Raw genomic sequence first — 26,046 nt, 5'->3', positions numbered from 1 at the left:
GCCGGGGCACCCAGTTACCACCTGCGTCCAGCCGGGGAGCCTCAGGCCTCCAGCGCACTCCAGTCAACGGGACCCGAAGGGGCCTTCTTTTGTTGCCGGGCCGGCGCCTTTCGTGGTTTTCGTTCAGCCCCTTTGGGCGTGGGCAATGGTTTACCCCACGGCAAAGGAAACGCCGGGACCAACTCGCCCATCTGGACGCCGTGTGGTGGCACCACCATGACGCCATCTGCTCCTGCCAGCCCACGCATCATCCCGGGCCCCGTGTGCTGCGCGGGCGATGCCAATCCATAGACCAGCTTGAAGGGCATCAGACGCGTACGTCCAGGATCGGCGTCGATCATTGCACCGCTGGGAACCTCGCCAACTTCTTCCAGCTTCCCGTGCCCGAGCGCGGCCAGCAGCGGGCCGCCGACGGTGAACAGCGCCATCATGGCTGCCAGCGGATTCCCGGGCAGGCCCAGGACAAACCGTCCGTCCGGAAGTTCTGCCAACACCGCCGGGTGCCCTGGGCGCATGGCAATGCCGTCGATCACCAGGCTGCCGCCCAGTTCAGCCACGGCCCTCCTGAAATGGTCCGTCCCCGAGCGTCCGGTCCCGCCCGTAGTAATAACGACGTCGGCCGGCGGCTCTGCTGCGGCGAATGGTTCTGTGGGTTCAGGCTCGGTGTCCTGCAAGGCGGCCAGCCAGTCGTCGTAGTTGTCTCCCACCTTGAGTTGCTCCCCTGCGATGCCACCCAGGAGCTCGACGACGGCTCCGAGCTGAGGCCCAAAGGTGTCACGGACCTTGCCCGGCACGGGAACCCCCTGGGTCACCACCTCCGACCCCGTCAAAAGGAACCGCACCAAGGGCTTGCCCAGCACTTCCAGCTCATCAAGGCCGGCCAGGGCAGCCAAGGCAATGTGCGCAGGATTCAGGATGGTCCCGGCTTTAAGCAGCACATCCCCTTCAGCTGCTTCTTCTGCAGCCTTGCGGATGTGCTGGCCGTTGCGTGGCTCCCCGGGCTTGGCTGCCCCACCGAGCGCAAGGACCGGAAGGTCGTCGTCGTCCGTAGTGATGATGCCGCTCTCAGTGCGCAGAACCGCTTTGGCACCTGGTGGAATGAGTCCGCCAGTGACGATGGGGCTCGCCTGATGGGGAGCAAGCCTTTGGCCTGGCTCGATGAGAATCCATGGACCGGTTCCATTGACGGCCCAGCCGTCCATGGCGGAGGACGCGTAGTGTGGCATGTCCTGTATGGCGAGTGCGTCCGAGGCAAGCGTCCGTCCCAAGGCCGCCTTCAGTGGTACCGGACTTGCCGGAATAGGAGCAGCGACGTCGAAAGCGCGCTGCCGGGCCTCATGCCATGTATGTGCCGCGTGGTGGCCCTGTCCGGGGGCCTCGGTCATTCTGCCTCTGTCCCGGGCTCCAGGTATTGCTTGGCAACCTGGCGGGCCAGGTCAAGGGCAGCGCTCATGGCGGTGTCGTCCGCGGCCTGTCCGATCCCCCTGGCCATACCAGCCGCATAACCGGCAATGAACGTCGTCAGGGGCGCTGCAGGCCGCACCACGGAGTGGGCGGCAACACCCGCCACCGCAAGGACTTCATTGATGTCCACTTCAACGCCCTCGAGCTCAAAGGCCTGCAACAGTGTGCGGCACCATTCCTCGAGCGTCTCTTCCTGGCTCTTCACGTCCGCCTCCTGCTCGTTGTATATGCCCAGGGCCGCTGCGTCCTCCCACGTGTCCACATCATCCGTGGACCCTTCGGGGACGCTAACGGCCAGCAGGTTCAGCCTAGCAAGCAGCCGGAACACTGGAGAGTTCGTTAACCCCGAAGCTTCCGAAGCTACGGCAATTTCCCTTTCCAAAGCCCGGGTGCTGTACACCCCCAGGAGAGGCTGTTGCCGGCCATCGGCTGAGACTGCCATGGCGCCTTCCACCTCCGGATGCTGCCGCAATGCTTCCCAGAGGGGCACGATGCCCCGGGAAGCGTGCGGCATGTCGCATGCCAGGACGAGTGTCCACGGCGCTTGCCCTCCTGCCTGGTGGATGGCCGCCAGGCCGGCAGCCATCGCGGCGGCAGGGCCTGCGAAGGCCGGTTCCTCCCGGGCGGTAAGAACTCCCTCAGGCAGGACGCCGATACCGGGAGTGTCTGGACCAACCACCACCACGGCGGAAGCACCCTGCGCCGCCTGCAGGGCATGCGAAAGGAGGCTGGCGCCGTCGAACGTTAATCCGGGCTTGGGCACGCCACCGAGGCGGGTGGCCCTGCCACCCGCCAGGATCACGGCGTTGAACTCCATCCGCCCAGAGTACCCGGACGGCGGGAGGACAACAGAAATCGATCAGGCGGCGGATTCCGGCAAGAGGAACGGGTCCCAGTCCGGCGCAGGTTTTTCGAGTTCTTTGATCTGCCACATGGTTCCTGTGGGCACACCGGGCGTGAAACGCAGTTTCCAACCCATCTCGGCGAGCGTGTGGTCACTCTTGGCGTTGTTGCATTTCAAGCACGCCGCAACCAGGTTTTCCCAGGAATCCGCGCCGCCCCTGGATTTGGGGTGGACGTGGTCTATGGTGTGCGCTGTTTTCCCGCAATAAGCGCAGCGATGGCTGTCGCGGCGAAGGACGCCGCGTCGGCTCACCGCGGTGATCCTGTTGTACCGGGGACGGATGTAGCGATTGAGAAGGATCACGGAAGGTCTTCCGAGAATCTCCTGTGGCCCGACGACAGGCTCGTCGCCTTCGGCCACTACGCTAGCTTTTCCAGTCAGCACAAGGACCAGCGCCCGGCGGAAGGTTACTACCGCCAGCGGTTCATATCCAGCATTCAGAACGAGTGTGCGCATGCACGTACCTCTTCACGGCCGCACCCGTCAGGGGCACGAGGGCCGGCTGCCCTCTGCTTGTACGGGCTGTGGATCGACAACACAAGGGTAAGCACTTATATGCCGTATCAACGAATTTTTCTGCCGTTTCGGCTGTGGTGTTGGCGAAAGTTCATGCGCGGGACACCTTTTTGAGGCTAACCGACGGTGGTTAAAGCAGAACACCCCGCTGGCCTAAGCCTTGCGGGGTGTTCCGTGGAGTGTTTGATCAGCCGTTGACGCGGATGAAAACGGGGCCGGAGCCAACGTTCACGCTAAACAGCGCCGTGGTGGATCCGTTCCATCCACCGTGGACTGCCATGCCGTTGCCGACGTAAACAGCGATATGCGCCATTCCGCCGTAGCCACCGTTGGCGTAGTAGGCGAGGTCGCCGGGCTGGGCTTCAGCTGCACTGACCGTGCGGCCGAGGGAGAGGTAGCCGGCCGGCCAGTCGTGGAAGTGAATGCCGACGGCGGCCAGCGAGTTGGTCACCAGCATGGTGCAGTCCTGCGTGACGCCAAGCTGTGCGTAGGCCGCTGCGGCAATAGCAGCACCGAGACCACTGGAGGCCGCGGGCGCCTTAGCTGCGGGGGCAGTGTTGACAGCCAAAGTGGCGTTGCCGCCAGCAGCCGGCGCAGATTCCTTGGCCGGGGCCTTCTCGACCACAGGAGCGGGTGCTTCCACCGTGGTGACCACGGGGCGCTCGTAGGAGATGGCAACGCTCGAGTCGGCAGCAATGGTGGCTTGGGCAACCGTCTGCACGTCAAGGGCGGACGCGGACGTAGATTCGCGCTGGACATTGGTGTCCGCAGCATTTGCAGCCACGCCGCTGGTCAGGACAAGGCCCGATGCAGCTGCGATCACTGCTGCCTGACGGCCAACGCCACCGGCGTTGTCGCTGACAGCCTTTGCGATGACGGCAAGTGAGCTGGTCTTGGGGGCCTCAGCTCGATGCCGTGCAACCTTGTTTGCACTGGTCATGATTACTCTCTTTTCGTATCCGCGCACGCTGGGGTCGCACGCGGGTTATGGGCGGCCAGCACATGGGGGGCATGCTGGCTTACCCCGAATGGGATTTTCCTAGCGGAGGGTGAAGAACGAGGATGTGCCGGTGGAGGCCACGGAGTGCAGCAGGGTGCCCTGGCTGGGGTTCAGCGCGCTGATCATCATGCCGTTGCCGACGTAGATGCCAACATGGGCTCCGCCGTTCTGCATGACGAGGTCGCCGGGAGCAGGCGTGCTGGTGGGCGTCATGACCGTCCAGGCATTGACGCGGGGGATGCTGATGCCGGCCTGGGCGTAAACCCACTGGGTGAATCCGGAGCAGTCCCAACCATTGGGGGAAGTGCCGCCCCAAACGTAGGGGTGGCCGATGCCGGTGTAGGCAATGGCTGCGAGTCCGGAGGCTGCCGCGCTGGAAGCGGAATCCTTGGCCGTGGAGGACAGGGCAGAGAGTGCGCCGTTCGCCTGGCTATCGCTAGTCTGCGTGCGCTGGGAGGCCCGCTGAACCTTGGGGGCTTCCTTGGTGGCCACTACCGGGCTCTCGAAGGAAACGGTTGCGGTGGGCTCGGCGGTGACAACTGCGGTGGCTACCAACTGCTGGGTGCTGGAGCTTTCCGACTTGGAAACGTCAGTATCTGCGGCCTGGGCCGGGAGTCCGACGCTGAGAACGAGTCCAGAGGCTGCGGCCAGAACGGCGGCTTGGCGGCCTACGGTGCCTGCATTGGTTGAGACAGCCTTGGAAAGGTTGTTCAACGGGTTCGTACGAACCAATTCGGCGCGATGGCGCGCAGGGGTAGTGCGTGATGACACGAAGGTAGCCTCTCCCAATGCCTGCGAGGTGAGCTGTCGGATTCGGATGGGAGTCATCCGGCCGCGCGGCTTCCGGGAAGCTTTTGCGACTTAACCCCAAGGCCTTCTGATTCGAAGACCAAAATTGGTTCCCCCGCCCCTGCCAGACGATTTTTGCGAACGGACCTTGAGTGGTGGCAGAGCTAGGCAATCCACCCAAGTGCATCGGCCCCCTAAAAAGCCGATGCGCTTTAGACGGTACAACAGATATTCGTGAATGTCACATTCAGGTCACGGGGCGTGTCATCAATGCGAGAGAGCACCATCAACTAGCTCAGAGCCAACCCATGGGATCTACGACCTCGCCGTTTACCTGGACCTCAAAATGGAGGTGGCAGCCGGTGGATGCGCCCGTGGTGCCGCTGAGCGCGACGGTATCGCCACGGTTGACGGTCTGACCCACCTTGACGTTGAAGGACGACAGGTGGTTGTACGTGGTCTCGAGGCCGTTGCCGTGATCAACCACTACGCGGTTGCCTCCGCCATACTCATGCCAGCCCGCGAACGTGACCTTGCCTGCGGCTGCGGCGTGAACAGCGGTACCGCACTGGGCCACGAAGTCCTGGCCACGGTGGAAGTCACCCGTGCCGCCGGTGAGCGGGCTGACGCGATAGCCAAAGGGCGACGCCGTGACCAACTTGTCCAGTGGACTGCCCAAGGTGCCAAGTGAGGAGGCGCGCTGGATGCTGCCCGCAGACTGCGCGCTCAGCAGCTGCTTGAGCTTGCCGTCAGGATCGGCTGCGGTGGCGACCGCTGCGCGGCTGAAATCGATTTTGGCAGACGCTGCCGCAGAAACCTCGGGCTGGCTGCCACCGGGCACGGTCAGGGCTGCCTCAGTCTGACCGGACTCGGATGTGGCCATGACGGGGCTTGTGGCCGGCAGACCTACAGTCAGGGCAAGTCCGGTGGCGGCAAGCGCAACTCCGGCTTTCTGCCCGACACCACTGGCTGCGGCGAAGTCGGCTACCTGGCGCAATGGGCTCTTGCGGCGGCGCACCTGACGCGGGGTGTCGCGTGGCCGGATCTCCATTGCGGCGCGGGCTGGCCGCAGCTCAGCAGCGGGGCCGGACGCGCGGCGGCGACCCCTGACGTTCTGCGATGTCAAACTCTGTTCCTCTCTAGAAAGCCTGCGAAGTTAGCTGTCGGATTCGGGTCAGAGAGTTCAAAGACCCGGTCCGCACGAAGCGCAAACGGCACACAGGTATCCCAAGGAGGACTTGCGTTAGTAGGCACTTCTGCTGCGGACTTCACCCCAAGGCTGCTTCTTTAGGCAGCCGCTTGTGGTTCCCCCGCCTCTGCCAGTAGTTGATGACACACCTGATCCGCTGGCAGAGCTCGGCTCCAGATCAGGTAACGCTTTGGTATCGGCGCTAGTAGATAACTATAGGCGATTAAAGTCCGCAGTAATAAATTCGTTATCTTTCGAAACACCGTGTTGTGGCGTGGCTCCATACCATCAATCGCGGAAACCCGCAGGTCACACGCGCGCCAAAGACCCCAACGTGAGATCTGACACGCCGGAAAGTCAGCTAACGGCGACGAAGACGTGCGCGGCTACCTCGGGAGGCAGCTCCAGCGCTCCTTCAATGCCGGGAACGCGAACAGAGATGTACTCCCCCACCCTCTCCAAGGAGACGGTGGCGCCGGGACGAATCCCGCCTTCATCAAGCTGGGTGAGGAGTTCCGGCTCAACCTGGATGGGCTCAGCGAGTCGGCTGACGACTACGCGTGAATCGGCGGCGTACCCGTCCATCGCGTGCAGCAGGTTGACGTCCAGGCGCGCAAGGGGCTGGCCGGCGAGGCCGCCAAGTGCCTCCAGGCCCGGAATGGGGTTGCCATACGGCGACTCGGTGGGATGTTCCAACAACTCATACAACCGCCGCTCCACACGTTCGCTCATGACGTGCTCCCAGCGACATGCCTCGTCATGGACATACGCCCAGTCGAGACCAATGACGTCCGCCAGAAGCCTCTCGGCAAGGCGGTGCTTTCGCATGACTTCAGTGGCCCGCTTGCGTCCGACCTCAGTCAACTCCAGGTGACGGTCGTTGGACACAATCACCAGGCCGTCGCGCTCCATGCGTCCGATGGTCTGGGAAACTGTGGGTCCCGAATGGCGCAAACGCTCGGCAATACGTGCGCGAAGAGCCACGATGTTCTCTTCTTCAAGCTCCAAAATGGTCCGAAGATACATCTCAGTGGTATCGATCAGATCCGTCATCCAGCTCAGCTCTCCTCGAACGCATTTGTTGCGTAATCTCCACCGTACCGCGTCCCAGCCAAGGTGGACGGTGTGCAATCGACACCTCAGGAACGCCAACCCTAGCCTAGCTTATTTGGAATTACTCTGGATAATGTTTCCGCGGGCACGAATGCCCGTAGTGGTTCAGGCATTCCACGTGGCGGACTATGACAACCGCAGATTCCTGAGCGCGGGCCCGGTCAGGCAGAATGATGGAGTCGAAGGGGCAGCCGATGCCACCTGCCACCTCCCCTCTCTAACCGATACCCATTGGAGCCACACGTGAGCGACAACAGCATCACTATTCCCGCCGACCTGCTGCCCAAGGACGGACGCTTCGGCGCAGGACCCTCCAAGGTCCGCCCGGAACAGGTCCAGGCCTTGTCCGCCGCATCGACCACCATTCTTGGCACATCCCACCGTCAGGCGCCCGTCAAGAACCTGGTGGGCTCGGTCCGCGAAGGACTCAGCCAGTTCTTCCGCGCACCTGAGGGCTACGAGGTTGTCCTCGGCGTCGGCGGCTCCACCGCTTTCTGGGACGTAGCGACTTTCGGCCTGGTTGAGAAAAAGGCCCAGCACCTTTCCTTCGGCGAGTTCGGTTCCAAGTTTGCGGCGGCCACCAACAAGGCCCCCTTCCTCGATGCATCCTCCATCATCAAGTCCGAGCCCGGCACGCGGCCGTCCCCCCAGGCCGAGGCCGGCGTTGACGTCTACGCGTGGCCCCAGAACGAGACTTCCACGGGTGTTGCCGCCCCGGTCAAGCGTGTAGAAGGCGCCGACGCCGGTTCGCTCGTCCTGGTGGACGCCACCTCAGCCGCTGGCGGGCTGGACGTGGACGTCGCCGAATCGGATGTCTACTACTTCGCCCCGCAGAAGAACTTCGCCTCTGATGGCGGCCTGTGGCTGGGCCTGTTCTCCCCCGCAGCCCTGGAGCGCGCCGCGCGCATCAAGGCAAGCGATCGCTGGATCCCGGACTTCCTGGACCTGCAGACCGCAATCGAGAACTCCAAGCTGAACCAGACGTACAACACGCCTTCGCTGTCCACGCTGGTGACGTTGGATGCGCAAGTGCAGTGGCTCAACAGCAACGGTGGAATGGACTTCGCCAGCAAGCGCACGGCGGACTCGGCCAGCCGCATCTACTCCTGGGCCGAGGCCTCCGAGTACGCCACACCGTTCGTCGCCAAGGCTGAGGAGCGCTCCAACGTCATCGCCACCATCGACTTCGATGACTCCATTGACGCAGCGGCGATTGCCAAGATCCTGCGCGCCAACGGCGTGGTGGACACTGAGCCCTACCGCAAGCTCGGACGTAACCAGCTCCGCATCGCCACCTTCGTGGCAATCGAACCTGACGACGTCTCAGCCCTGCTCGCCAGCATCGACTACGTCGTGGGCGAACTGAAGAAGTAGAACGTATGACGTAACTGCCGCGGTTTTCCGCGCAAGGGCAGGTGCCGGCGTCGTCTGGGTTATTCCCGGACGGCGCCGCTGCCGTTAATCGACTGGCCGTTACTCGCCTGGGTTAGCAGATTCGGGAGAGTCATCGGCAGCAACGTCGGCTTCAACTGCGTCATCGTCTTCATCGGATTCAGCGGCATCCGATGCTTCGGCGGCGTCGTCTTCTTCAGCCTGAACGGCTTCCTCCGACACCTCCTCTACCGTCTCCTCCACCAAGGGTGTCTCGTCCTCCGGGCGGACACGCTTTGCCCATGGCACCCATTCCGGGGCCAGGATGGAGTCCTCTGAGGGCAGGAGGCCGAGCTCGCTGACCGTTACGATCTTTGACCGGGAATTGCGGGTGATCACGGCGTACCACTGCCACCCGCCGTACCCTGCAAGCTTCGACTCGAATAGGTGCGTGACTACGCGATCGCCCTCGGACTTTGCGCCGATGTGGGCACCAACCTCGCCGGGGTTCGCGATGGTCTCCACCGCTTCCCTTGCCACGTCGACGGCGGCGGCCAGGAACGCATCCGGCTTGCCGGTGCGCCACACGGGGATGCCGGCCCGCGGCTTCGCTGGGACCGGCTTCCGCGCAGGGGTATCCCCGATGACAGGAATGTCGGCGGCAGTGACGGCCCCAGGGCTGGCCTGCGCGTCCCTTCCGGACTTTGTATCCTGTGCGGATTCCGATGTCATGGCGGTTCCTAGGCTTCCAGCTCGTCGGCAACCTTGCGCAGCGCCATGCCGATGGCCTTGGCCTTGTTGCCTTCCGGGTACTTACCGGACGACAAAGTACCGGACAAGTTATCCAGCACGGTCACGAGGTCCTGTACCAAAGGCGCCAGGTCCTTGGCGTTCATGCGCTTGGCCTTGGCGATGGAGGGCGTCTTGTCCAGGACCCGCAGGCCCAATGCCTGGGCACCGCGACGGCCATCGGCCACGCCAAACTCCACGCGGGTACCGGCTTTGAGCTCGGTTACGCCTGCGGGCAGCGACGTCTTGGGCAGGAATACTTCCTGGCCGTCTTCAGCCGCGAGGAATCCGAAGCCTTTTTCCTTGTCATACCACTTGACCTTGCCGGTGGGCACGTAATCAACCTTCTTCGTTCTTGCTTTGGAGACACGTCGCGCCGCCACCGCATCCACAGGGATCTGCGGGATCGAGGGAGACAGCACGGTCCGTGTTGGTCTGTTAGTTCAAGGTTATCCTGCCGGACCACCTATTCCCGCTTTGCGGCGCCTTTGCTGCGCCGTTGCTGCAACGTTCCTGAGACATAGGCGAGCCAATAGCCCATGGGCCTACGTCATGTTGCCCGGCTGCTAGCGTTAGGCGCATGACTTCCCCGGGTTACCGCCGCCCCCTCATGATTGTTGCCGCCGTGATCGCCGTCGTTTCCTTGGCCGCCGTCGGCGCAGTTATGGCTATCGCCTTCAATGGTGGAGTGGCACCCGTGTGGATCACATCCACGGCGCTTTATGGGCTGCCGGTTGCCTTTATGCTCGCTGTGGTCCTGGTGCTGGATGCCGTTCGTCAACGGCGCCGGCAGTAGTGAATCAAGCGCCCGTCACAAGCGAATCAACCGGGGCGGCTTTGCCCTGCCCACACATCAGCGGCCCGGTGGCGGTAACGTTGGATTGATGTCCCTTATTCGCGCGCTCAGCAAGGAACTGGAAGCGCGCAGCGACAATTCGCTGCGGGCCTTGTTTGCCGCGCGGCCTGACCTGATTTCCCCCATGGCGCCGGACTTCGCCGCACTGGCGGCCCGGGCCAGCGCACGTGTCAGCGTGCAACGGGCGTTGGAGCGCCTGACGAAACCTGAAATGCAGGTGTTGGAAACACTCCATTTGTGTACCAACGCCGATACTGGCCACAGTGTTTCCGCCGCCGGCCTCAAGAAAGTCATTGCGGGTTCCACCTTGTCAGCGCTGGAACCGATCCTCGCCAAACTTCAGGAGTTGGCCCTGGTCCACCGGGCCGATCCCCCTGCAGCGTCAAATTCACAATCCAATTCCAGGCAACGGTTCTACCTTCCAGTAGGAAGCCTGAAGGACGTGATCGGCATCTATCCGGCTGGCCTGGGCCGAAGCTACACCGAGTTGGTCAGGCTGCAGCCGGCTTTCGCCCAACGCGTGGTTCAGCTCGTAGCCGAGCTCCACCAATACGGCCTGGATATCCACCCCGCAAGCACGCCCATGGATGCTGCCTTGTCCCTGCAGCGCTGGACCTCAAGTCCAGAGAATGTACGCGCCATCCTGGCGACGGCACCCACAAGGACTGTCGGCCTGCTGGACAAGTTCGGCAGTTGGGCCATGGGCGCTGTGCCCCAAGCTCAACGGCGGGCCTCCGTGACCCACGAAAGCGCCGACGTCGGGCCTATCGACTGGCTCCTGGCGCGCGGCCTGCTGGTCCCCTTGGATGCCGGCCACGTCGAATTGCCGCACAGCGTTGGGATCGCCCTGCGCGGTGGCGCGATCGTGGACGACTTCACCCTGAGCCCTCCGGTTCCGGAACTCGGCCACACAAGTGCTGCCCTGAGGCGCAACGCGGCGATGGGCGCCATCGCCGAGACCCTGCGGCTAACCGGCGACATACTGTTTGCAGTGCGCGAGCAGCCACTGGCAACCCTTCGGAGCGGCGGCGTGGGCGTGCGTGAGCTGCGGCGCCTTGCCGAGTCCATCCGGTGCGGCGTCCACGAAACTGCCATCCTGTTGGAGTTCTGCGCGCTGGCCGGCCTGGTACGGCTGGACGTGGACAGTTCCACGTGGATCCAACCGCCCTCCCTGGAATGGCTCTCTTTGCCACGGCAGGAACAGTGGCTGTGGCTGGTGAACGCATGGTTGGCCAGCGAGCGCGCACCGTCGATGGTGGGGCAGCCGCTCCCGGGATCGACCCCCGGCTCGCCATCCCATCAGGGTTCGGCGGGCAGCACCATTAATGCATTGTCAGCGGAGGCTCAAAGGCCGGACGCTCCAGTGGTCCGCCGCAGGATCCTGGAAATCCTGAATGAATTGACGGTGGAGGCGGCCGCTCCCGATGGCAAGGCGCCCGTCCTGGACGCGCGTGCCGTGCTGCAACGTGCGGAATGGACGCAGCCGCGCATGTCCCGCCGGTTCAGTTCGCTGGTCCGGGGGATCCTCGAGGAAGCCACGCTGCTTGGCTTGATGGGGTCCGGGGCCTTCACGCAACTAGGTTCTGCTGTCGCGCTCGGCCATCCGGAGGAGGCCCTGACCCTCCTCGGTGAGCACCTGCCGGCGGCAGTCAACCACATCCTCCTTCAAGCGGACCTCACTGCCGTAGCGCCCGGTTATCTCGCTCCCGAACTCAGCGCAACGCTGCTGCTCATGGCCGACGCCGAGGGCCAAGGCCCAGCGTCGATCTACCGTTTTTCCACGGAGACCATCCGCCGGGCGCTCGACGCCGGCCAGGATGCGGAATCGCTCTTGGCCTTCCTCCGTGAGCACTCAGCCACGGATGTGCCGCAACCGCTCGCTTACCTTGTGCAGGACACGGCGTCCCGGCATGGGCGTTTGCGCATCGGTTCCAGTGCCAGCTTCATCCAGAGCGACGACGAATCCGCCATCGCTGATTTGTTGCAGGAGGCCCGGACGTCAGCACTGAGCTTGGTGCGGATCGCCCCCACAGTACTGACGTCCTCTGCCAGCCCCCGCGAGACGGCGCGTGTACTGCGCGAGCTGGGACTTTCGCCTGCCGTGCAGGACGCGGAGCCCGCCGTCGTTCGCTTCAAACGCACAACGGCAGTGCCCGGCAGCGCGCGTCCGGTCTATACGGCGCCGCGAACGGCACCACCGGACGACGACGTCGAGGCTCAACTTTCAGTCCTGCGGCAGCATCGTGGCGTCCCGGCTGATGCGGCGGGCGAAGCATCCACGCAGCTTGGCCTGGAAACGCTGCAGAAGGCCATCCGGCTCAAACAGGCGGTCACCATGAACGTGGTGGACAGCCTGGGGAATGCGAACACCGAAACCGTGGTGCCCGTCTCCGTCTCCGGTGGCCGCGTCAGGGTCTTCGACCCCGGCAAGGAAACGGAACGCGTGCTGTCCATCCATCGGATCATCGATGTGGAACCTGCCGTAGACCGGCAGACGTGAAACCGGCACACATGAGAACTGCACCAGTAGGAACGGCGCGCCTGGAAACATCGCGCTTGGAAACGACGCGTTTGGAAACTGCGCAAGTGAGGATTCAACAGTGACCGACGGTCCGCTGATCGTACAAAGCGACAAAACCATTCTCTTGGAAGTCGACCACGAGCTCGCTACAGAGGCCAGGCACGCCATTGCGGCATTTGCTGAACTGGAGCGCGCTCCCGAGCACATGCACAGCTACCGGCTGACGCCTCTTGGGCTCTGGAACGCCCGTGCCGCAGGTCTCGACGCCGAGCAGGTGTTGGATACGCTGCTGAAGTACTCCCGTTTCCCGGTGCCCCATGCTTTGTTGATCGACATCGAAGAGACCATGTCCCGCTACGGGCGGCTTCGCCTCGAAAAGGATCCCCAGCACGGCTTGGTGATGCGTACCGACGACTACCCTGTGCTCGAGGAAGTCATCCGCGCCAAGAAGATCGCGCCGCTACTTGGTCCCAGGATCGATGGTGAAACCGTGGTGGTTCATTCTTCGCAGCGCGGCCAGTTGAAACAGTTGCTCCTCAAGTTGGGGTGGCCGGCTGAGGACCTTGCCGGGTACGTCAACGGGCAGCCCCACCTGATCATGCTCGACGAAACAGGCTGGCAGCTGCGCCCCTACCAGAAGCTGGCCACGGAGAACTTCTGGGCTGGCGGCAGCGGCGTCGTCGTTCTTCCGTGTGGTGCGGGAAAGACCCTGGTGGGCGCGGCCGCCATGGCCACATCCTCCACTACAACACTGATCCTGGTGACCAACACGGTTTCGGCACGCCAGTGGAAGGACGAACTACTCAAGCGGACGTCTCTGACTGAAGATGAGATCGGCGAATATTCCGGTGCGGTCAAGGAAGTCCGGCCCGTCACCATCGCCACCTACCAGGTGCTCACCACCAAACGCGGAGGACTTTACCCGCACCTTGAACTGGTGGACGGCCATGACTGGGGCCTGATCATCTATGACGAGGTGCACTTGCTGCCCGCACCGATCTTCCGCATGACTGCGGACCTCCAGGCCCGGCGGAGGCTCGGCCTGACGGCCACGCTGGTGCGGGAGGATGGCCGGGAAGGCGAAGTCTTCAGCTTGATCGGACCCAAACGTTACGACGCTCCATGGAAGGACATAGAAGCGCAAGGCTACATCGCACCCGCGGACTGCGTGGAGGTCCGCGTGGATCTACCCCGCGACGAGCGCGTGGCTTATGCCATGGCTGATGACGCTGACAAATACCGGCTGTGTGCAACCTCCGAGACGAAAACCCAACTGGTAGAGCAGCTCGTGGCGGCGCACAAGGGTGAGCAACTACTGGTCATCGGCCAGTACATTGACCAACTGGACGAGATCGCAGAGCGGCTGGATGCTCCCCTGATCAAAGGGGAAACCACAGTGAAAGCCCGGCAGAAACTCTTTGATGCCTTCCGTAAGGGCGAGATCCAGACCCTCGTGGTGTCCAAAGTGGCCAACTTCTCCATCGACCTTCCCGAGGCTTCAGTCGCCATCCAGGTTTCGGGTTCCTTCGGATCCCGGCAGGAGGAGGCGCAACGCCTGGGCCGCCTGCTTAGGCCCAAGCAAGACGGCCGTTCAGCCCGTTTCTACTCCCTTGTGGCCCGCGACACCTTGGACCAGGACTTCGCGGCCAAGCGCCAGCGGTTCCTGGCTGAACAGGGCTATGCCTACCGGATCATGGACGCCAAGGACGTGGGTAGAGACGCTCCCGCAGACGAATAATCGTCAGGGCATTGCTATTTATCTCCAGCAATTTTAGGATTCCAAGTGAAGCTCTCCGCCCTTTAGGGTTGCCCTTGGTCCAGGCAGCCTGGCGGCCAGTCGTCGGTATTGGGGGAAGCCCGCAGCCAGGGTGCCGACGATTCGAAGGCCTTGAAGAATCTGTGATTTCTTACCAGAGGACTCCTTATGCGTAAAACCCTCCTGGTCCTGTCGGCGATTATCCTGCTATCAGGACTTGCCCAGCTCTTTTTCGCCGGCTACTTCCATTTTCAAAACACTATTGAAGCCCAGCACGAAGCGGGCGTTTATCACGTAATGAACGGCCAATATGTGCTGCGTTATTCGGCGTTGCTGGCTGTGATCGTTGCGGCTATTGCCAAGGCCGGATCCCGGACCATCTGGCTCGCCGCCGGAATCTTCCTTATGACATGGGTGCAGCTGTTCATCTTTATCATCGGCGGCATGCTCACTGGCTCATCGGAGGACTTCATCACGCCCTCCGGCTCGTGGGTGGCTTCCATTCATCCCATCACGGGCCTGCTGATCATCTTCATGTCCTACTGGTTGTTCAAACGTGCCCGCGCACTTGCTCTCAATCCCCAGCCCCTTCCACCCAAGGCAGCAGCATCGGATGCTTCCGCCTCGTCCACCGCAGCTTGACCAGCGGCGGCTGTGAATATCTCACAGCTACTGGCCTTGGACCTGGTGCTGGCCGTTCTCGCGGCCGGTGCTTGGATTGCCGCGGCCTGGATGGTCATTTCTTCAACAGCTGACAGGAGGCCAGCCAAGCCACGCGGCGTGGACTTGGCGCTACTTGTCCTGGGCATGGCCGTTGTGATGACGGCAGCACGCTATGCCTTGCTCCCCGCTTTGGTGGCGGGCAGTTGGTGGTTTGCCAGCGAACGCACAACCATCAGCCTGCCTTTGACCGCCATCCCCGCGGCTTGGGCCGCGATGGCCGGTGTTCCGTACTTGCTGAGGAGGCGGAACACCGGCTCAACACTTGGATCGGATCTACCCCGGGGTGCTGACCGGGCCCCCGCCGCCCGGAGTCATGAATGGGCCGTACTCGCCACGGTTTCAGCCGCGGCCGCGGCTGTTGCATCACTTGCCATCGCCTTCGTTCTCGGACCGTTCCCTGCCCCGTGGACCCTGGCTGTTCTCTTGTTCCTGGTGGCCGGGACTGTGATGATTGCCAGGCTGGCGCTGTTCCCTGTGTTCGGGCGTCCGCCCGCTGCTTCCCGCGGCAGCGTCGCTCCCGGCCGCGGCGGCGCGGTTCGCAGGCGCACGACGGCGGCTGCCGCAGTTGCCGGACTCATGGCCTGCACCGTTTTGGGCTCGGGAGTCTTTGCCTGGCTGGGTAGCCGGTCCGCCGATGGCGCGGTGATTGCGGCCGCCGTCGGCCATCACAATGGTGCCACCGCTGCAACCGTGGTGGACCCAACTCCGGTAACCAGCCTGGTGGGCGACATTCCTGACAATGCCGTGGTCCGGCATTATGAACTCACCGCCCGCACGGAACACGTAACCCTGCCGTCCGGGGAGTCCACCGAGGCATGGACATTTGGCAGCCTACCCGGGCCCGCGATTGAGGCTCAACTGGGCGAGGCCATGGAAGTTGAGCTTAAGAACCGGGACGTTATGGCTGGCGTCACCCTGCATTGGCACGGCTACGACGTCCCCAACGCCATGGACGGTGTGGCTGGGGCAACACAGGACGCCGTCATGCCGGGGCAGTCCATGACCTACCGGTTCATTGCCGCCCAAGCAGGCACGTACTGGTACCACACGCACCAGGACTCAGCCGAAGGTGTCCGCAAGGGCCTCTACGGCACATTCGTCGTACACCACCCCACACAGCCCCGCGCTGATACGGACATTGTGGTGGCGGGGCACGACCTCGGCGGTCTGGGGTTGCTGGGCTCCTCAGACCGTAGCAGTGCGCATGGGGCCATCCCGGGCTCAAGCGTTCGGGTACGCCTCATCAACACTGATTCCCTGCCGCAGCGCTACCTTCTGGACGGAACAGCATTCAAGGTTGCGGCAGTGGATGGAACGGACGTGAACCAGCCCCAGGAGGTGACCGGGAGGCTGTTGCGACTTGGAGCAGGAGCCAGGATGGACATCGCGTTCACGATGCCCGAATCCGTGGTGACGCTCCGCTCTGACTCCGCGGCCAGCGCCGTCGTCGTGTTTGCCCCGTCCAGCCGTGCTGCCGAAAATGCCGATCCTGCAGCAAATGCCGTGGACGTCGCAGCGAAAGCGGCCGCCGTTCCGGAGAAGGCCCAGCCGGGCGTCTTCGCCACGACGCCCGTCCTGGACCTGTTGGACTACGGCGAACCCGTGGCCGGAATACCGGCAGCCGCAGAAAATGCCCGGGAGGAAGTGCTGGTACTGGACCGGCAATTCCGCTTTGTTGACGGAGTTCCCCGCTACGCCTTTACCGTGAACGGCGCTGCCTATCCCCTGGTGCCATCCATTGAGGTGGCCAAAGGGGAGACGTTGAAAATGACGATAGTAAACCGCACCGCAGAGCCGCATCCCATGCATCCCCATGGACACCACGTTCAAGTTCTCAGCAGGAACGGGGTAGCTCCGAGAGGATCGCCGCTGGTCCTGGACACCGTGGACGTGCTCCCGGGCGATGTATGGGAGGTCCTGTTGAAGGCGGACAACCCGGGCATATGGATGGATCACTGCCACAACCTGGAACACGCTGCAGGGGGAATGATGATGCTGTTGAAGTACGAAGGAGTGTCATCTGACTTCGTACACGGAGGCCATTCCCACAACCGGCCTGAATAGGACCGTGGGCTTAGGCCACCATCCGGGTGGCGTGCTGGACAGCAACCTCATCCACCACTGCCCAGCAATCGGAGTCATGGAGTTGGGCACTGGCAAAGCGCTCGGCTGAGGCCAGGTCCGGAAATTCCTCGCGCCGGATGTGGCCCGAGTCCGTGTCCAGATACGTCACGTGGAACTCGACGTCCGCGGTTTGTTCCTGGTGATGAATGCTGATGGGGGCTGATTCTTTTGCCATGTTTCCAGTGTGGAATGGGGCACTGACATTTTTAGGCGCATCCGTGGGCGTGTTCGGATCTTTAGCCTTCGGATCTTGGCCTTCGGATCTTTGCCCCGGCCCAGTGGCTTCGCAAGGATTCGCACCGGCTTCCACTTTCCTTGATGTCCGATCCACGTGGATGCAACCGAAATGGGTTCCACAGGGCGTTCAAGGTGTCCGAAGATACTGGGCGGAGACTTCCCGGACTGTGGCGCTAAGGACGTCGAGCACTTTTGACGCCGTCTTCCAGCGCTGCCAGTAGAGCGGAACATCGAAAGGACGCTCGGGGGCAAGTTCAATCAAGTGCCCTTCGGCAATCTCCGGCCCGCATTGAACTTCCGGAATCAATCCCCAGCCGAGGCCCAGGCGAATGGCATCGCCGAAATCCTGTGAGGCTGGAACGTAGTGCCGCGGCCCCTTTTCCTGGGCTTTTGAACCATCCGGCCCAGCCGGCCACGATTCCACGAAGGCCCACTGGTAGGTGTCCTTTCGGTCAAAATCCACTGTGGGGGCCGCGTTTAGCGTGGAACCATCCACCCCATCTGCGAACCAACGGTCCACAAACGCAGGCGCTGCCACGGCCCGGTAGCGCATCACTCCGAGGCTCTCCACGCGGCAGCCCTGCACCGGCTCCGGCGTGGCTGTCACTGCAGCCATGACAGTCCCCGAACGCAGCATGGACGTGGAGTGTTGTTCGTCGTCGCGGTGGAGATCGAACGTGACGTTGAGATCGCTGGGCACTCGGGCAAGTGCCTGCAGGAACCACACCGCCAGCGAGTCGGCATTCACCACAATTGGCACCGCCAACTGTGCTCCCTCGGCACTGAGCCCCAGCTCCCTTCCAGCGTCGGCTTCCAGTTGGGCTAGCTGGCGGGCAAGCCGGAGGACCACTTCGCCGGCCTCGGTGGCCTGGACGGGGTTGCTGCGCTGCAGCAGGACCCTGCCCGCAGATTGCTCCAGGGCCTTCAATCGCTGGGACACGGCCGACGGCGTGATGTGCAGCATGCGGGCTGCAGCGTCCAACGTGCCTTCCGAAAGCACGGTAGCGAAGGTCAGGAGTTGCTCTGACGGAAATTGCGACATAAGGAAATCTTACGGGGCAACAAAATCTTTAGCTGGTCTAAGGAAGCTCATGAACTTAGCGTCGATATGTGACTTCTACTGACATCCTTACGTCCGCAGGCCTCGGCCTGGCCACCGGCCTGGCCCTTATCGTTGCCATCGGCGCGCAAAACGCCTTCGTGCTTCGGCAAGGAATCCTTGGCCAACATATCGGCGCCATCGTCGCGGTCTGCGCGTTGTCCGACGCGATCCTGATCGCAGCCGGGGTACTCGGCACTGGAGCGCTGATCACGGCGGCGCCGATGGCCGTCGTCGTCCTTCGATACATCGGCGCAGCGTTCCTTGTCGTTTACGGCATCATGGCGGCGCGCCGGGCCTTACGTCCGCAAGCCTTGACCGCAGCGGGGACAGCGAACGACGGCGGCGCGAAGCGCGGCCTCGCGGCCGCCGTGACCACCGTGCTGGCCCTGACCTGGCTCAATCCCCATGTATACCTCGACATCGCCCTGCTGGGTTCGCTGGCGAGTGCGCAGGGGACCTCGTTGCAGTGGTGGTTCGGCGCCGGGGCGATGCTGGGAAGCATCCTGTGGTTTTGCTCGCTCGGCTTCGGAGCCCGGTTCCTGAGGGGCTTCTTTGCCCGACCAGCGTCGTGGCGCTTCCTGGACGGAGGCATTGCCGTAACCATGGCGGCCCTCGGCGCCGGGCTCGCGCTGGGAGCGTAGGGGGCACGCAGTCCGCTCACACCAAGCATCCAGATAACTCACAGAAACTGGGAGCATCATGGATGTCATGAAAAAGAACGGCCCCGAAGCCAAGCTCCTTGTCGTCGACGACGAACCCAACATCCGCGAGCTTCTCTCCACGTCCCTGCGGTTTGCAGGTTTCGAGGTCGTTGCCGCATCCAATGGTCGCGAGGCCCTCGCCGCGGCCGATCTCCATGCCCCTGACCTTGCTGTCCTGGACGTGATGCTGCCGGACATGGACGGCTTCACAGTCACGCGCCGGCTCCGCGCTGCAGGCAAACACTTCCCCGTCCTGTTCCTCACAGCGAAGGATGACACCGAGGACAAGGTCACGGGCCTAACAGTGGGTGGGGACGATTACGTCACCAAGCCTTTCAGCCTGGACGAAGTGGTGGCCCGCATCCGCGCCGTACTCCGCCGCACGCAGCCGCTGGAAGACGACGACGCCGTGATCCGCGTAGACGACCTCGAACTCGACGACGACGCCCACGAGGTCCGCCGCGGTGGCACCGTGATTGAACTCTCCCCCACCGAGTTCAAGCTCCTGCGATACCTCATGCTGAACCCCAACCGTGTTCTCTCCAAGGCACAGATCCTGGACCACGTCTGGGAATACGACTTCAACGGTGACGCCTCGATCGTGGAGTCCTACATCTCCTACCTTCGCCGCAAGGTGGACATCGACCCCGATGCCGCAGCCCTCATCCAAACCAAGCGCGGAGTGGGCTACGTGCTGCGAACGGCAGAGAAGCGCTGATCTTGCTGCAACGCTGGAAATCGGCGTCCCTGAGGTCGCAGCTCGTCGCCATCATCATGGGACTGCTCCTCCTTGCGCTGGCGGCGACGGGGGCCGGCACTTTGACGCTCGTCAAGAGCTACCTGCAGGGTCAGGTGGACGACAAACTCAAGGCCGCCGTCGCGCTGGCCCAGGACCAGCAGTCATTCGACAAGCTGTCCGAGCCGAATCCCGCCGTGCCCACCGACTACTCGCTCACCCTGTACGTTCCGGGGCTGTCGCCATACCAATTCGGCGGCCTGCAGAGTGACCGCCCTGCGATCGCGAACATCACGCCGGCGGAGGCGAAAGTCCGTGGGAACGCCCCATTCCAAGTCAATGGCACAGCTGGCAGCAACTGGCGCGTCGTAGCCGTGGGCGTCGTCGCCAACGGGCAGAACGGCGTGGTGATTATCGGCCTGCCCCTGACGCCTGTAGACAAAGTAATGGAACACGCCGTCCTGGTGGTGGTTGGCGTTGGCCTGCTGACCTTGGTGCTGGCGTTCTTCATCGCTACATGGACCGTGGCACGATCCTTCAGGCCCTTGGCGCGCGTGGAGAAGACTGCTGCAGCCATCGCGGCGGGCGATCTCTCCCGACGCGTGGAAATCGACAACCCCAACACAGAAGTGGGCAGGCTTGGCGGTTCGTTGAACGCTATGTTGGCCCACATTGAGGCTTCCTTCGCGGCGCGCGCCGCGTCGGAAGCGCGGATGCGCCGCTTCGCTGCGGATGCCTCCCACGAGCTCCGGACTCCTTTGGTCACCATTCGAGGTTTCTCGGAGCTTTACCGCCACGGCGCGCTGGCAACCCCCGAAGACGTCGCCACGGCCATGGGCAGAATCGAAAGCGAAGCCAAGCGGATGGGATCCATGGTGGAGGACCTGCTGCTGTTGGCCCGGCTGGACGAGCAACGGCCGTTGCAGCTCAAACCGGTGGACCTCCAGTTGTTGGCTTACGACGCCGTGGTGGATACCAAAGCCTCATCCGGCGACCGGACAATTACGCTGATCGGACTTGACGGAACAACCCCCACCCCAGCGCCCGTCCAAGGGGACGAGGCCAAGCTCCGGCAGGTTTTAGGCAACTTGGTTGGCAACGCGCTGCGGTACACGCCCGACGGCAGCCCCATAGAACTCGCAGTTGGTGTCCGGACCACTCCTGAAGGCGCATTTTCGGTCATCGAAATCCGCGATCACGGAGCCGGCATTCCGGAGGCGGAGACCAACAAGATCTTTGAACGCTTCTACCGTGCCGATACCTCGCGCACCCGAGAGACCGGCGGCAGTGGCCTAGGTCTGGCAATTGTGGCTGCCATTGTTGGCTCCCACGGGGGCAGCGTCCGTGTAAAGGAGACCGACGGCGGCGGCGCAACTTTGGTGGTCAGCCTTCCGTTCCACGAGGAACCTGCCGAGCTGTTATCCAAGTAGCGCTGGTGCCCCAGTATTGCTGTTATCCACATAGAGACGAATGGTTGTTCCCCGGTCACAGGCGGCTGCTTAGGCTCGATGTTGTGGCCACGCACACCGCCGCGAGCAGCGGAACATCATCGTCGAAAGGCATCACCCATGAGCGTCATTTCCGTCGACACTGAGCTCCTTCAGCTCAAGTCGTCCAACGTCAAAGCAACCGTTGATCGCATCAGCACGGACGTACTGTCCATGAAACACGGACTGGATGAGCTTCAGGCCACCTGGAAAGGCTCAGCTGCCACCAACTTCCAGTCTCTTGTCCTTGAATGGTCCTTGACGCAAAACAAGGTCGAGGCCTCGCTGGCTTCCATCAACATGGCTTTAGCATCGGCCGCAGCGAGCTACCTCGAAGTGGAGCAGGGCAACACCCAACGCTTCGCCTACTAGGGATTCCGTGCTCCAGCTACACACGAGGTCCAGCTTCACCTAAAGCTCCTGCGGGGCCGGCTGTCTTCCCCCTGTGCAGCCGCCCCGCAGGTCATCAAGGCCCGCCGGGTCGAGGCTTTTCACCTACCTCGCACTTCCCAGGGCACTGTGGTTCATGCGAGGTCAGTTTTCAGGGGTGCCTTGGTGGAATCGGAGCCGCCACTGTCCTCGGTCCAGCAGCCAAACGGAACTGCGGAGGGCCGAACCGGAGTGCGCGAAGCTTCGGTAGTTGAGCAAGATAGTGTTCTCATTCAGGCGGTCGGCGCTAAGGACTTCCAGTTCAATAGGCTCGCCGGGATCCTCCTCAAGGGCGACCATCATGGCATCACGGGTCCAGAAGCGACCAGAACTGCCAATCTCGGCAAAGTCAGGATGAAGCAATACTCCGATCCTGCCGATGTCCGTGCGTACATCGGGGCGCAGGAGCTCGCGCTCCAAGGCAACCACGATTTCCTCCGCAGGCAGTTCCTGGGTGGAAGCGTCCTCGTCCAGTTCACTGAAAAGGTCCGGCTGGCCGAAGATGCCCGACTCTCCAAACAGCGTGGGTTCCGAGTGGGGTTGGAAGCTGCGCACGGCCCTGGCCGCTGTGGCAGGAACAGGCTGGGCCAAGACTGGACCTGCCCCCGCAAAGCCCGGTCCGCTTGGGGCTGCCGTACCCTGCTGGAAGGCGGTGGCCACCGCGCGTGCGCGCTCGTCTGCTGCCTCATTGAGGTCGTGGCCGGCATGGCCCTTAACCCATTCAAACGTGTATTTGCGCCCCACGATTGCTTGGTCGATGTCCTTGAGCAGGTCCACGTTCAGGACGGGCTTGCCGTCAGCCTTGCGCCACCCCTTCCGCTTCCACCCTGGCATCCACTTGGTGATGCAGTTGATGACGTATTGGCTGTCGCACAGGATCAGCAGTTCTTCGTCGGGCACGTGGGCCGTGGAGCGGAACAGGTCCAGGACGGCCATCAGCTCGCCCATGTTGTTGGTGCCGTGTGGCCAGCCCCCTGCGCGCCAACAGGAGTCATCAACGTACCAGGCCCATCCGGCCGGCCCAGGATTGCCGAGGGCAGAGCCATCGGCGGCAGCAATAATCGTCATGCATTCAATCCTGCCAGACCACACAGACACTGAAAGCCTGATAACACCCAACTGGGGGACAGCACCTGTCGCTACGGGCCCTCATAAGAGCCCGATCTGTCCCCTACTTGGTTCTTAACGCCGACGGCGGCCCCCACCCGAAGGTGTGGACCGCCGTCGTTTGCTGTGTAGCGTGACTTAGCGCAGGAGGCTTAGAAGCCGCCCATGCCGCCCATGTCGTCGCCACCGGCAGCCGGAGCGTTCTTCTCAGGCTTGTCGGCAACTACGGCCTCGGTGGTCAGGAAGAGACCAGCGATGGAAGCAGCGTTCTGGAGGGCCGAGCGGGTGACCTTTACGGGGTCGTTGACGCCGGCAGCCAGCAGGTCTTCGTAGACACCCGTGGCAGCGTTCAGGCCGTGGCCGGAAGGCAGGCCGCGAACCTTGTCGACAACAACACCCGGCTCGAGGCCAGCGTTGAAAGCGATCTGCTTGAGCGGAGCGTCGATGGCAACCTTGACGATGTTGGCACCTGTTGCCTCGTCACCCTGCAGGGTGAGGTTGGCGAAGGCCTTGGCACCGGCCTGGATGAGGGCAACGCCACCACCAGCAACGATGCCTTCTTCAACGGCAGCCTTTGCGTTGCGGACAGCGTCCTCAATGCGGTGCTTGCGTTCCTTGAGCTCAACTTCGGTTGCGGCACCGGCCTTGATGACTGCAACGCCGCCGGCCAGCTTGGCCAGGCGTTCCTGCAGCTTCTCGCGGTCGTAGTCGGAATCGGAGTTCTCGATCTCGGCACGGATCTGGGCAACACGGCCAGCGATCTGGTCGGCGTCGCCGGCACCTTCAACGATGGTGGTCTCGTCCTTGGTAACAACAACCTTGCGGGCGGTACCGAGGAGCTCCAGGCCAGCGTTCTCCAGCTTGAGGCCAACCTCTTCCGAGATGACCTGGCCACCGGTGAGGATGGCGATGTCGGCGAGCTGTGCCTTGCGGCGGTCACCGAAGCCCGGAGCCTTGACAGCTACAGACTTGAAGGTGCCACGGATCTTGTTGACGATCAGGGTGGCCAGGGCCTCGCCCTCGATGTCTTCGGCGATGATCAGCAGCGGCTTGTTGGACTGCATGACCTTCTCCAGAACCGTGACGAGTTCCTTCACGTTGGAGATCTTGGAGTTGACGATCAGGATGTACGGGTCCTCAAGGACCGTTTCCTGGCGCTCAGCGTCGGTGACGAAGTAAGCGGAGATGTAACCCTTGTCGAAGCGCATGCCTTCGGTGAGCTCGAGCTCCAGGCCAAAGGTGTTGGATTCCTCGACCGTGATGACGCCTTCCTTGCCCACCTTGTCCAGGGCTTCGGCGATCAGGCTGCCGATTTCCGGGTCACCGGCGGAGATGGAAGCCGTGGCTGCGATCTCTTCCTTGGTCTCGATCTCCTTGGCGGAGGCGAGCAGCTCGGTGATGACGGCCTCAACGGCCTTCTCGATGCCGCGCTTCAGGGACAGGGGGTCGGCGCCGGCGGCAACGTTGCGCAGGCCTTCCTTGACCAGTGCCTGGGCGAGAACCGTAGCGGTGGTGGTACCGTCGCCAGCGACGTCATCCGTCTTCTTGGCAACTTCCTTGACCAGTTCTGCACCGATCTTCTCGTAAGGATCGTCCAGCTCGATCTCCTTGGCGATGGAAACGCCATCGTTGGTGATCGTGGGGGCGCCCCACTTCTTTTCGAGGACGACGTTGCGTCCACGCGGGCCGAGGGTGACCTTGACGGCGTCGGCGAGGATGTTCAGGCCCCGCTCGAGGCCGCGGCGTGCCTCTTCATCAAATGCAATGATCTTGGCCATAACGGCGGTAGTCCTTTCGGGACAGTCGTTAAGAAGGAACCTGTCAGATAGGGTGCCCGCGACGGACGGTCCTTTGCTTGCGGCCTCTGTATGCCCCGCGCGCCGGACCTCACCCCACCAAGGTGTTTCTTGATCCTCCTCCGTTCCGAGAGCCGTCCGCCGCCGGCGTAAGCCGGGCCGGAGTTAGCAGTCGAAGCGTAGGAGTGCTAAATCAATAATTAGCACTCGACCGGGGAGAGTGCAAGCAGAGGCGCCACTTTGAGCTATAAACAAAGGGGTTTCAGCCGTTAGCTGACGTGACCGGCGCAGGAACTATGCGACGCGGACGCTTTCAGCCTGCGGACCCTTCTGGCCTTCGCCCAATTCAAACTCCACCCGCTGGCCTTCTTCCAGGGCTCGGAAGCCTTCCATTTGAATGGCAGACCAGTGCACGAAGACGTCGTCCCCGGAGTCATCCACAGTGATGAAGCCGTACCCTTTTTCGGCGTTGAACCATTTGACGGTTCCCAAAGCCATGATGCCCACACTTTCGCAGTAGCCAAGACCGGTTGCCGGGATCTCCGGACCGGAATCAATCCACTGTAACCACAGTCACTATCCAAGCGCTGCTGTGCAGGGTCCCACCATGACTTTTGTTATTGAGGCTTAACCGAGTTGCGGCTTTCGGGCCTGAAACCCACTGAAAAACAGCGGGAAGTCAGCGGAATTACTGGTAGCCAGGTCCCACAACAACCACCAGCGGCTGCTGTATTTCAGGGGATTCAACAACCGCGGTGATACCGAGGAGCTTCCCCAGCGCCTCTGCGTTGGCCTTCTGCCCGGGAACGTTGTAGAAGACCACGGAGGACTGCTGCGGGAGGCCGCCCCAGTTCCCCACGGTTCCCAACGCCCAGCCATCGCCTTGTACGAGGCCCGCGACGCGGCTGGCGAGTCCAGCCGTAGCCGTGCCGTTGTAAACGGCCACAGCCACCGTCTTGTCCACCGGCGCAGAGGAAGGGGTTCCGGAAGGTTCGGCTGAAGGCGTCGTCCCCGGGCTCGGCTCACCGGAAGCGATGGGAGCGTTGCTTGATTCGGTCGGTGCAGCAGAAGGGGAGGTTTCGCTCTGCTGGGGCGCCGGCGTCGAAACGCTTGTGGACGCGCCAGGGGCCACCAAGCCAAGCCGCGGAAGTATCAGGAAAGCCACGAGTCCCAGCACCAAGGCCACGGCTCCAACGGTCAGGACCGGCCATAAATTGGGACGGACTGTCTCCTGGGCGTCGCGATGCACGCCCTGCCGGGAGCTGTTCTGTGGGACCCGGTCGAATTCATCCTTGGCAAATTTGGTCATGGTGAAGCGTTGTCCTTGCTGGTTGCT

At 62.8% G+C, this 26,046-nt stretch carries 25 protein-coding genes and 2 riboswitches; of the genes, 10 read left to right on the top strand and 15 right to left on the bottom strand.

What is annotated here, in order from left to right; translation table 11 throughout:
- Positions 1-41 precede the first annotated feature (41 nt).
- The 7 genes from ACZ5G6_RS05145 to ACZ5G6_RS05115 form a co-directional block, all read right to left on the bottom strand.
- Positions 42-1,385 carry a molybdopterin molybdotransferase MoeA gene (locus ACZ5G6_RS05145; RefSeq protein WP_498689869.1) on the bottom strand — a complete coding sequence of 448 codons (1,344 nt, stop codon included), beginning with the start codon at positions 1,383-1,385 and terminating at the stop codon, positions 42-44.
- Positions 1,382-2,281 (bottom strand): NTP transferase domain-containing protein, encoded by a 900-nt coding sequence (locus ACZ5G6_RS05140; RefSeq protein ID WP_223936021.1) that lies wholly within the window; start codon positions 2,279-2,281, stop codon positions 1,382-1,384. Before ACZ5G6_RS05140 ends, ACZ5G6_RS05145 begins: the two co-directional genes overlap by 4 nt.
- Before the next feature lie 42 nt (positions 2,282-2,323).
- Positions 2,324-2,824 carry an HNH endonuclease gene (locus ACZ5G6_RS05135; protein ID WP_223936020.1) on the bottom strand — a complete coding sequence of 167 codons (501 nt, stop codon included), beginning with the start codon at positions 2,822-2,824 and terminating at the stop codon, positions 2,324-2,326.
- A gap of 247 nt (positions 2,825-3,071) precedes the next feature.
- On the bottom strand, positions 3,072-3,824 hold the full coding sequence (locus ACZ5G6_RS05130; RefSeq protein ID WP_223936019.1) for an NlpC/P60 family protein: 753 nt from the start codon (positions 3,822-3,824) through the stop codon (positions 3,072-3,074).
- A 99-nt stretch (positions 3,825-3,923) separates the two neighbouring features.
- Complete coding sequence (locus ACZ5G6_RS05125) at positions 3,924-4,655, bottom strand: C40 family peptidase (protein WP_263422344.1); 732 nt, start codon at positions 4,653-4,655, stop codon at positions 3,924-3,926.
- Positions 4,656-4,659: 4 nt separating this feature from the next.
- Positions 4,660-4,823: riboswitch (cyclic di-AMP (ydaO/yuaA leader) on the bottom strand.
- Positions 4,824-4,968: 145 nt separating this feature from the next.
- A complete protein-coding gene (locus ACZ5G6_RS05120; RefSeq protein ID WP_223936017.1) occupies positions 4,969-5,799 on the bottom strand; it encodes a M23 family metallopeptidase in 831 nt (276 codons plus the stop codon).
- A 4-nt stretch (positions 5,800-5,803) separates the two neighbouring features.
- Positions 5,804-6,040, bottom strand: a riboswitch (cyclic di-AMP (ydaO/yuaA leader).
- A gap of 179 nt (positions 6,041-6,219) precedes the next feature.
- Positions 6,220-6,915, bottom strand: a complete 696-nt coding sequence (locus ACZ5G6_RS05115; protein WP_223936016.1) for an iron-dependent transcriptional repressor DtxR — start codon at positions 6,913-6,915, stop codon at positions 6,220-6,222.
- A 303-nt stretch (positions 6,916-7,218) separates the two neighbouring features.
- Between ACZ5G6_RS05115 and serC the strand changes: the two genes are divergently transcribed.
- A complete protein-coding gene (serC, locus tag ACZ5G6_RS05110) occupies positions 7,219-8,349 on the top strand; it encodes a phosphoserine transaminase (protein WP_498689863.1) in 1,131 nt (376 codons plus the stop codon).
- 99 nt (positions 8,350-8,448) lie between these two features.
- On the opposite strand, the gene ACZ5G6_RS05105 is transcribed toward serC, so the two are convergent.
- Together ACZ5G6_RS05105 and ACZ5G6_RS05100 are read right to left on the bottom strand one after the other, a co-directional pair.
- Positions 8,449-9,078, bottom strand: a complete 630-nt coding sequence (locus ACZ5G6_RS05105; protein ID WP_223936014.1) for a DUF3027 domain-containing protein — start codon at positions 9,076-9,078, stop codon at positions 8,449-8,451.
- Between the two features lie 8 nt (positions 9,079-9,086).
- A complete protein-coding gene (locus tag ACZ5G6_RS05100) occupies positions 9,087-9,470 on the bottom strand; it encodes a cold-shock protein (RefSeq protein WP_216926040.1) in 384 nt (127 codons plus the stop codon).
- 245 nt (positions 9,471-9,715) lie between these two features.
- Here ACZ5G6_RS05100 and ACZ5G6_RS05095 point away from each other — a divergent pair, with 245 nt between their 5' ends.
- From ACZ5G6_RS05095 to ACZ5G6_RS05075, 5 genes are all read left to right on the top strand, one after another.
- Positions 9,716-9,931 carry a hypothetical protein gene (locus ACZ5G6_RS05095; RefSeq protein ID WP_223936013.1) on the top strand — a complete coding sequence of 72 codons (216 nt, stop codon included), beginning with the start codon at positions 9,716-9,718 and terminating at the stop codon, positions 9,929-9,931.
- 88 nt (positions 9,932-10,019) lie between these two features.
- Positions 10,020-12,491: a helicase-associated domain-containing protein gene (locus tag ACZ5G6_RS05090; protein WP_223936012.1), complete on the top strand. Its 2,472-nt coding sequence runs from the start codon at positions 10,020-10,022 to the stop codon at positions 12,489-12,491.
- Positions 12,492-12,591: 100 nt separating this feature from the next.
- Positions 12,592-14,250, top strand: coding sequence for a DNA repair helicase XPB (locus ACZ5G6_RS05085; RefSeq protein ID WP_498689858.1), 1,659 nt, complete (start codon positions 12,592-12,594; stop codon positions 14,248-14,250).
- 186 nt (positions 14,251-14,436) lie between these two features.
- Positions 14,437-14,910, top strand: a complete 474-nt coding sequence (locus ACZ5G6_RS05080; protein ID WP_223936010.1) for a hypothetical protein — start codon at positions 14,437-14,439, stop codon at positions 14,908-14,910.
- A gap of 12 nt (positions 14,911-14,922) precedes the next feature.
- Positions 14,923-17,055 (top strand): multicopper oxidase family protein, encoded by a 2,133-nt coding sequence (locus ACZ5G6_RS05075; protein WP_498689856.1) that lies wholly within the window; start codon positions 14,923-14,925, stop codon positions 17,053-17,055.
- Positions 17,056-17,065: 10 nt separating this feature from the next.
- Here ACZ5G6_RS05075 and ACZ5G6_RS05070 read toward each other — a convergent pair whose 3' ends face one another.
- Together ACZ5G6_RS05070 and ACZ5G6_RS05065 are read right to left on the bottom strand one after the other, a co-directional pair.
- Positions 17,066-17,290, bottom strand: coding sequence for a hypothetical protein (locus ACZ5G6_RS05070; protein ID WP_223936008.1), 225 nt, complete (start codon positions 17,288-17,290; stop codon positions 17,066-17,068).
- Between the two features lie 189 nt (positions 17,291-17,479).
- On the bottom strand, positions 17,480-18,394 hold the full coding sequence (locus ACZ5G6_RS05065) for a LysR family transcriptional regulator ArgP (protein WP_498689854.1): 915 nt from the start codon (positions 18,392-18,394) through the stop codon (positions 17,480-17,482).
- Positions 18,395-18,462: 68 nt separating this feature from the next.
- Here ACZ5G6_RS05065 and ACZ5G6_RS05060 point away from each other — a divergent pair, with 68 nt between their 5' ends.
- From ACZ5G6_RS05060 to ACZ5G6_RS05045, 4 genes are all read left to right on the top strand, one after another.
- A complete protein-coding gene (locus tag ACZ5G6_RS05060; RefSeq protein ID WP_498689852.1) occupies positions 18,463-19,095 on the top strand; it encodes a LysE/ArgO family amino acid transporter in 633 nt (210 codons plus the stop codon).
- 67 nt (positions 19,096-19,162) lie between these two features.
- Positions 19,163-19,873, top strand: a complete 711-nt coding sequence (locus ACZ5G6_RS05055) for a response regulator transcription factor (RefSeq protein WP_026543233.1) — start codon at positions 19,163-19,165, stop codon at positions 19,871-19,873.
- A 2-nt stretch (positions 19,874-19,875) separates the two neighbouring features.
- Positions 19,876-21,321 carry a sensor histidine kinase gene (locus ACZ5G6_RS05050; protein ID WP_223936005.1) on the top strand — a complete coding sequence of 482 codons (1,446 nt, stop codon included), beginning with the start codon at positions 19,876-19,878 and terminating at the stop codon, positions 21,319-21,321.
- Between the two features lie 138 nt (positions 21,322-21,459).
- The gene (locus ACZ5G6_RS05045; protein ID WP_223936004.1) at positions 21,460-21,750 is read left to right on the top strand and encodes a WXG100 family type VII secretion target; all 291 of its coding nucleotides are present in this window, start codon (positions 21,460-21,462) and stop codon (positions 21,748-21,750) included.
- 162 nt (positions 21,751-21,912) lie between these two features.
- Here the strand turns inward: ACZ5G6_RS05045 and ACZ5G6_RS05040 are convergent, their stop codons facing one another.
- From ACZ5G6_RS05040 to ACZ5G6_RS05025, 4 genes are all read right to left on the bottom strand, one after another.
- Positions 21,913-22,875 carry an RNase H family protein gene (locus ACZ5G6_RS05040; RefSeq protein WP_498689848.1) on the bottom strand — a complete coding sequence of 321 codons (963 nt, stop codon included), beginning with the start codon at positions 22,873-22,875 and terminating at the stop codon, positions 21,913-21,915.
- A gap of 191 nt (positions 22,876-23,066) precedes the next feature.
- Entirely contained in the window at positions 23,067-24,692 is a 1,626-nt protein-coding gene (groL, locus tag ACZ5G6_RS05035; protein WP_223936002.1) for a chaperonin GroEL, read from the bottom strand.
- Between the two features lie 312 nt (positions 24,693-25,004).
- Positions 25,005-25,208 carry a cold-shock protein gene (locus ACZ5G6_RS05030; protein ID WP_216926027.1) on the bottom strand — a complete coding sequence of 68 codons (204 nt, stop codon included), beginning with the start codon at positions 25,206-25,208 and terminating at the stop codon, positions 25,005-25,007.
- 190 nt (positions 25,209-25,398) lie between these two features.
- Positions 25,399-26,019, bottom strand: coding sequence for a LytR C-terminal domain-containing protein (locus tag ACZ5G6_RS05025; RefSeq protein ID WP_498689846.1), 621 nt, complete (start codon positions 26,017-26,019; stop codon positions 25,399-25,401).
- Between the last annotated feature and the right edge of the window lie 27 nt (positions 26,020-26,046).

It is taken from the genome of Arthrobacter sp. TmtSoilC51 (assembly GCF_055388015.1).
Note: the sequence above shows the minus strand (reverse complement) of the source record. Positions and strands in the feature narration are given on the sequence as shown.

Coding starts and splice junctions, on each gene's coding strand:
- ACZ5G6_RS05115 (WP_223936016.1), bottom strand. CDS start 6,915: ATGACGGATCTGATCGATACCACTGAGATGTATCTTCGGACCATTTTG.
- ACZ5G6_RS05080 (WP_223936010.1), top strand. CDS start 14,437: ATGCGTAAAACCCTCCTGGTCCTGTCGGCGATTATCCTGCTATCAGGA.
- ACZ5G6_RS05105 (WP_223936014.1), bottom strand. CDS start 9,078: ATGACATCGGAATCCGCACAGGATACAAAGTCCGGAAGGGACGCGCAG.
- ACZ5G6_RS05055 (WP_026543233.1), top strand. CDS start 19,163: ATGAAAAAGAACGGCCCCGAAGCCAAGCTCCTTGTCGTCGACGACGAA.
- ACZ5G6_RS05040 (WP_498689848.1), bottom strand. CDS start 22,875: ATGACGATTATTGCTGCCGCCGATGGCTCTGCCCTCGGCAATCCTGGG.
- ACZ5G6_RS05130 (WP_223936019.1), bottom strand. CDS start 3,824: ATGACCAGTGCAAACAAGGTTGCACGGCATCGAGCTGAGGCCCCCAAG.
- ACZ5G6_RS05145 (WP_498689869.1), bottom strand. CDS start 1,385: ATGACCGAGGCCCCCGGACAGGGCCACCACGCGGCACATACATGGCAT.
- ACZ5G6_RS05140 (WP_223936021.1), bottom strand. CDS start 2,281: ATGGAGTTCAACGCCGTGATCCTGGCGGGTGGCAGGGCCACCCGCCTC.
- ACZ5G6_RS05070 (WP_223936008.1), bottom strand. CDS start 17,290: ATGGCAAAAGAATCAGCCCCCATCAGCATTCATCACCAGGAACAAACC.
- ACZ5G6_RS05135 (WP_223936020.1), bottom strand. CDS start 2,824: ATGCGCACACTCGTTCTGAATGCTGGATATGAACCGCTGGCGGTAGTA.
- ACZ5G6_RS05045 (WP_223936004.1), top strand. CDS start 21,460: ATGAGCGTCATTTCCGTCGACACTGAGCTCCTTCAGCTCAAGTCGTCC.
- ACZ5G6_RS05025 (WP_498689846.1), bottom strand. CDS start 26,019: ATGACCAAATTTGCCAAGGATGAATTCGACCGGGTCCCACAGAACAGC.
- ACZ5G6_RS05030 (WP_216926027.1), bottom strand. CDS start 25,208: ATGGCTTTGGGAACCGTCAAATGGTTCAACGCCGAAAAAGGGTACGGC.
- ACZ5G6_RS05090 (WP_223936012.1), top strand. CDS start 10,020: ATGTCCCTTATTCGCGCGCTCAGCAAGGAACTGGAAGCGCGCAGCGAC.
- ACZ5G6_RS05065 (WP_498689854.1), bottom strand. CDS start 18,394: ATGTCGCAATTTCCGTCAGAGCAACTCCTGACCTTCGCTACCGTGCTT.
- groL (WP_223936002.1), bottom strand. CDS start 24,692: ATGGCCAAGATCATTGCATTTGATGAAGAGGCACGCCGCGGCCTCGAG.
- ACZ5G6_RS05095 (WP_223936013.1), top strand. CDS start 9,716: ATGACTTCCCCGGGTTACCGCCGCCCCCTCATGATTGTTGCCGCCGTG.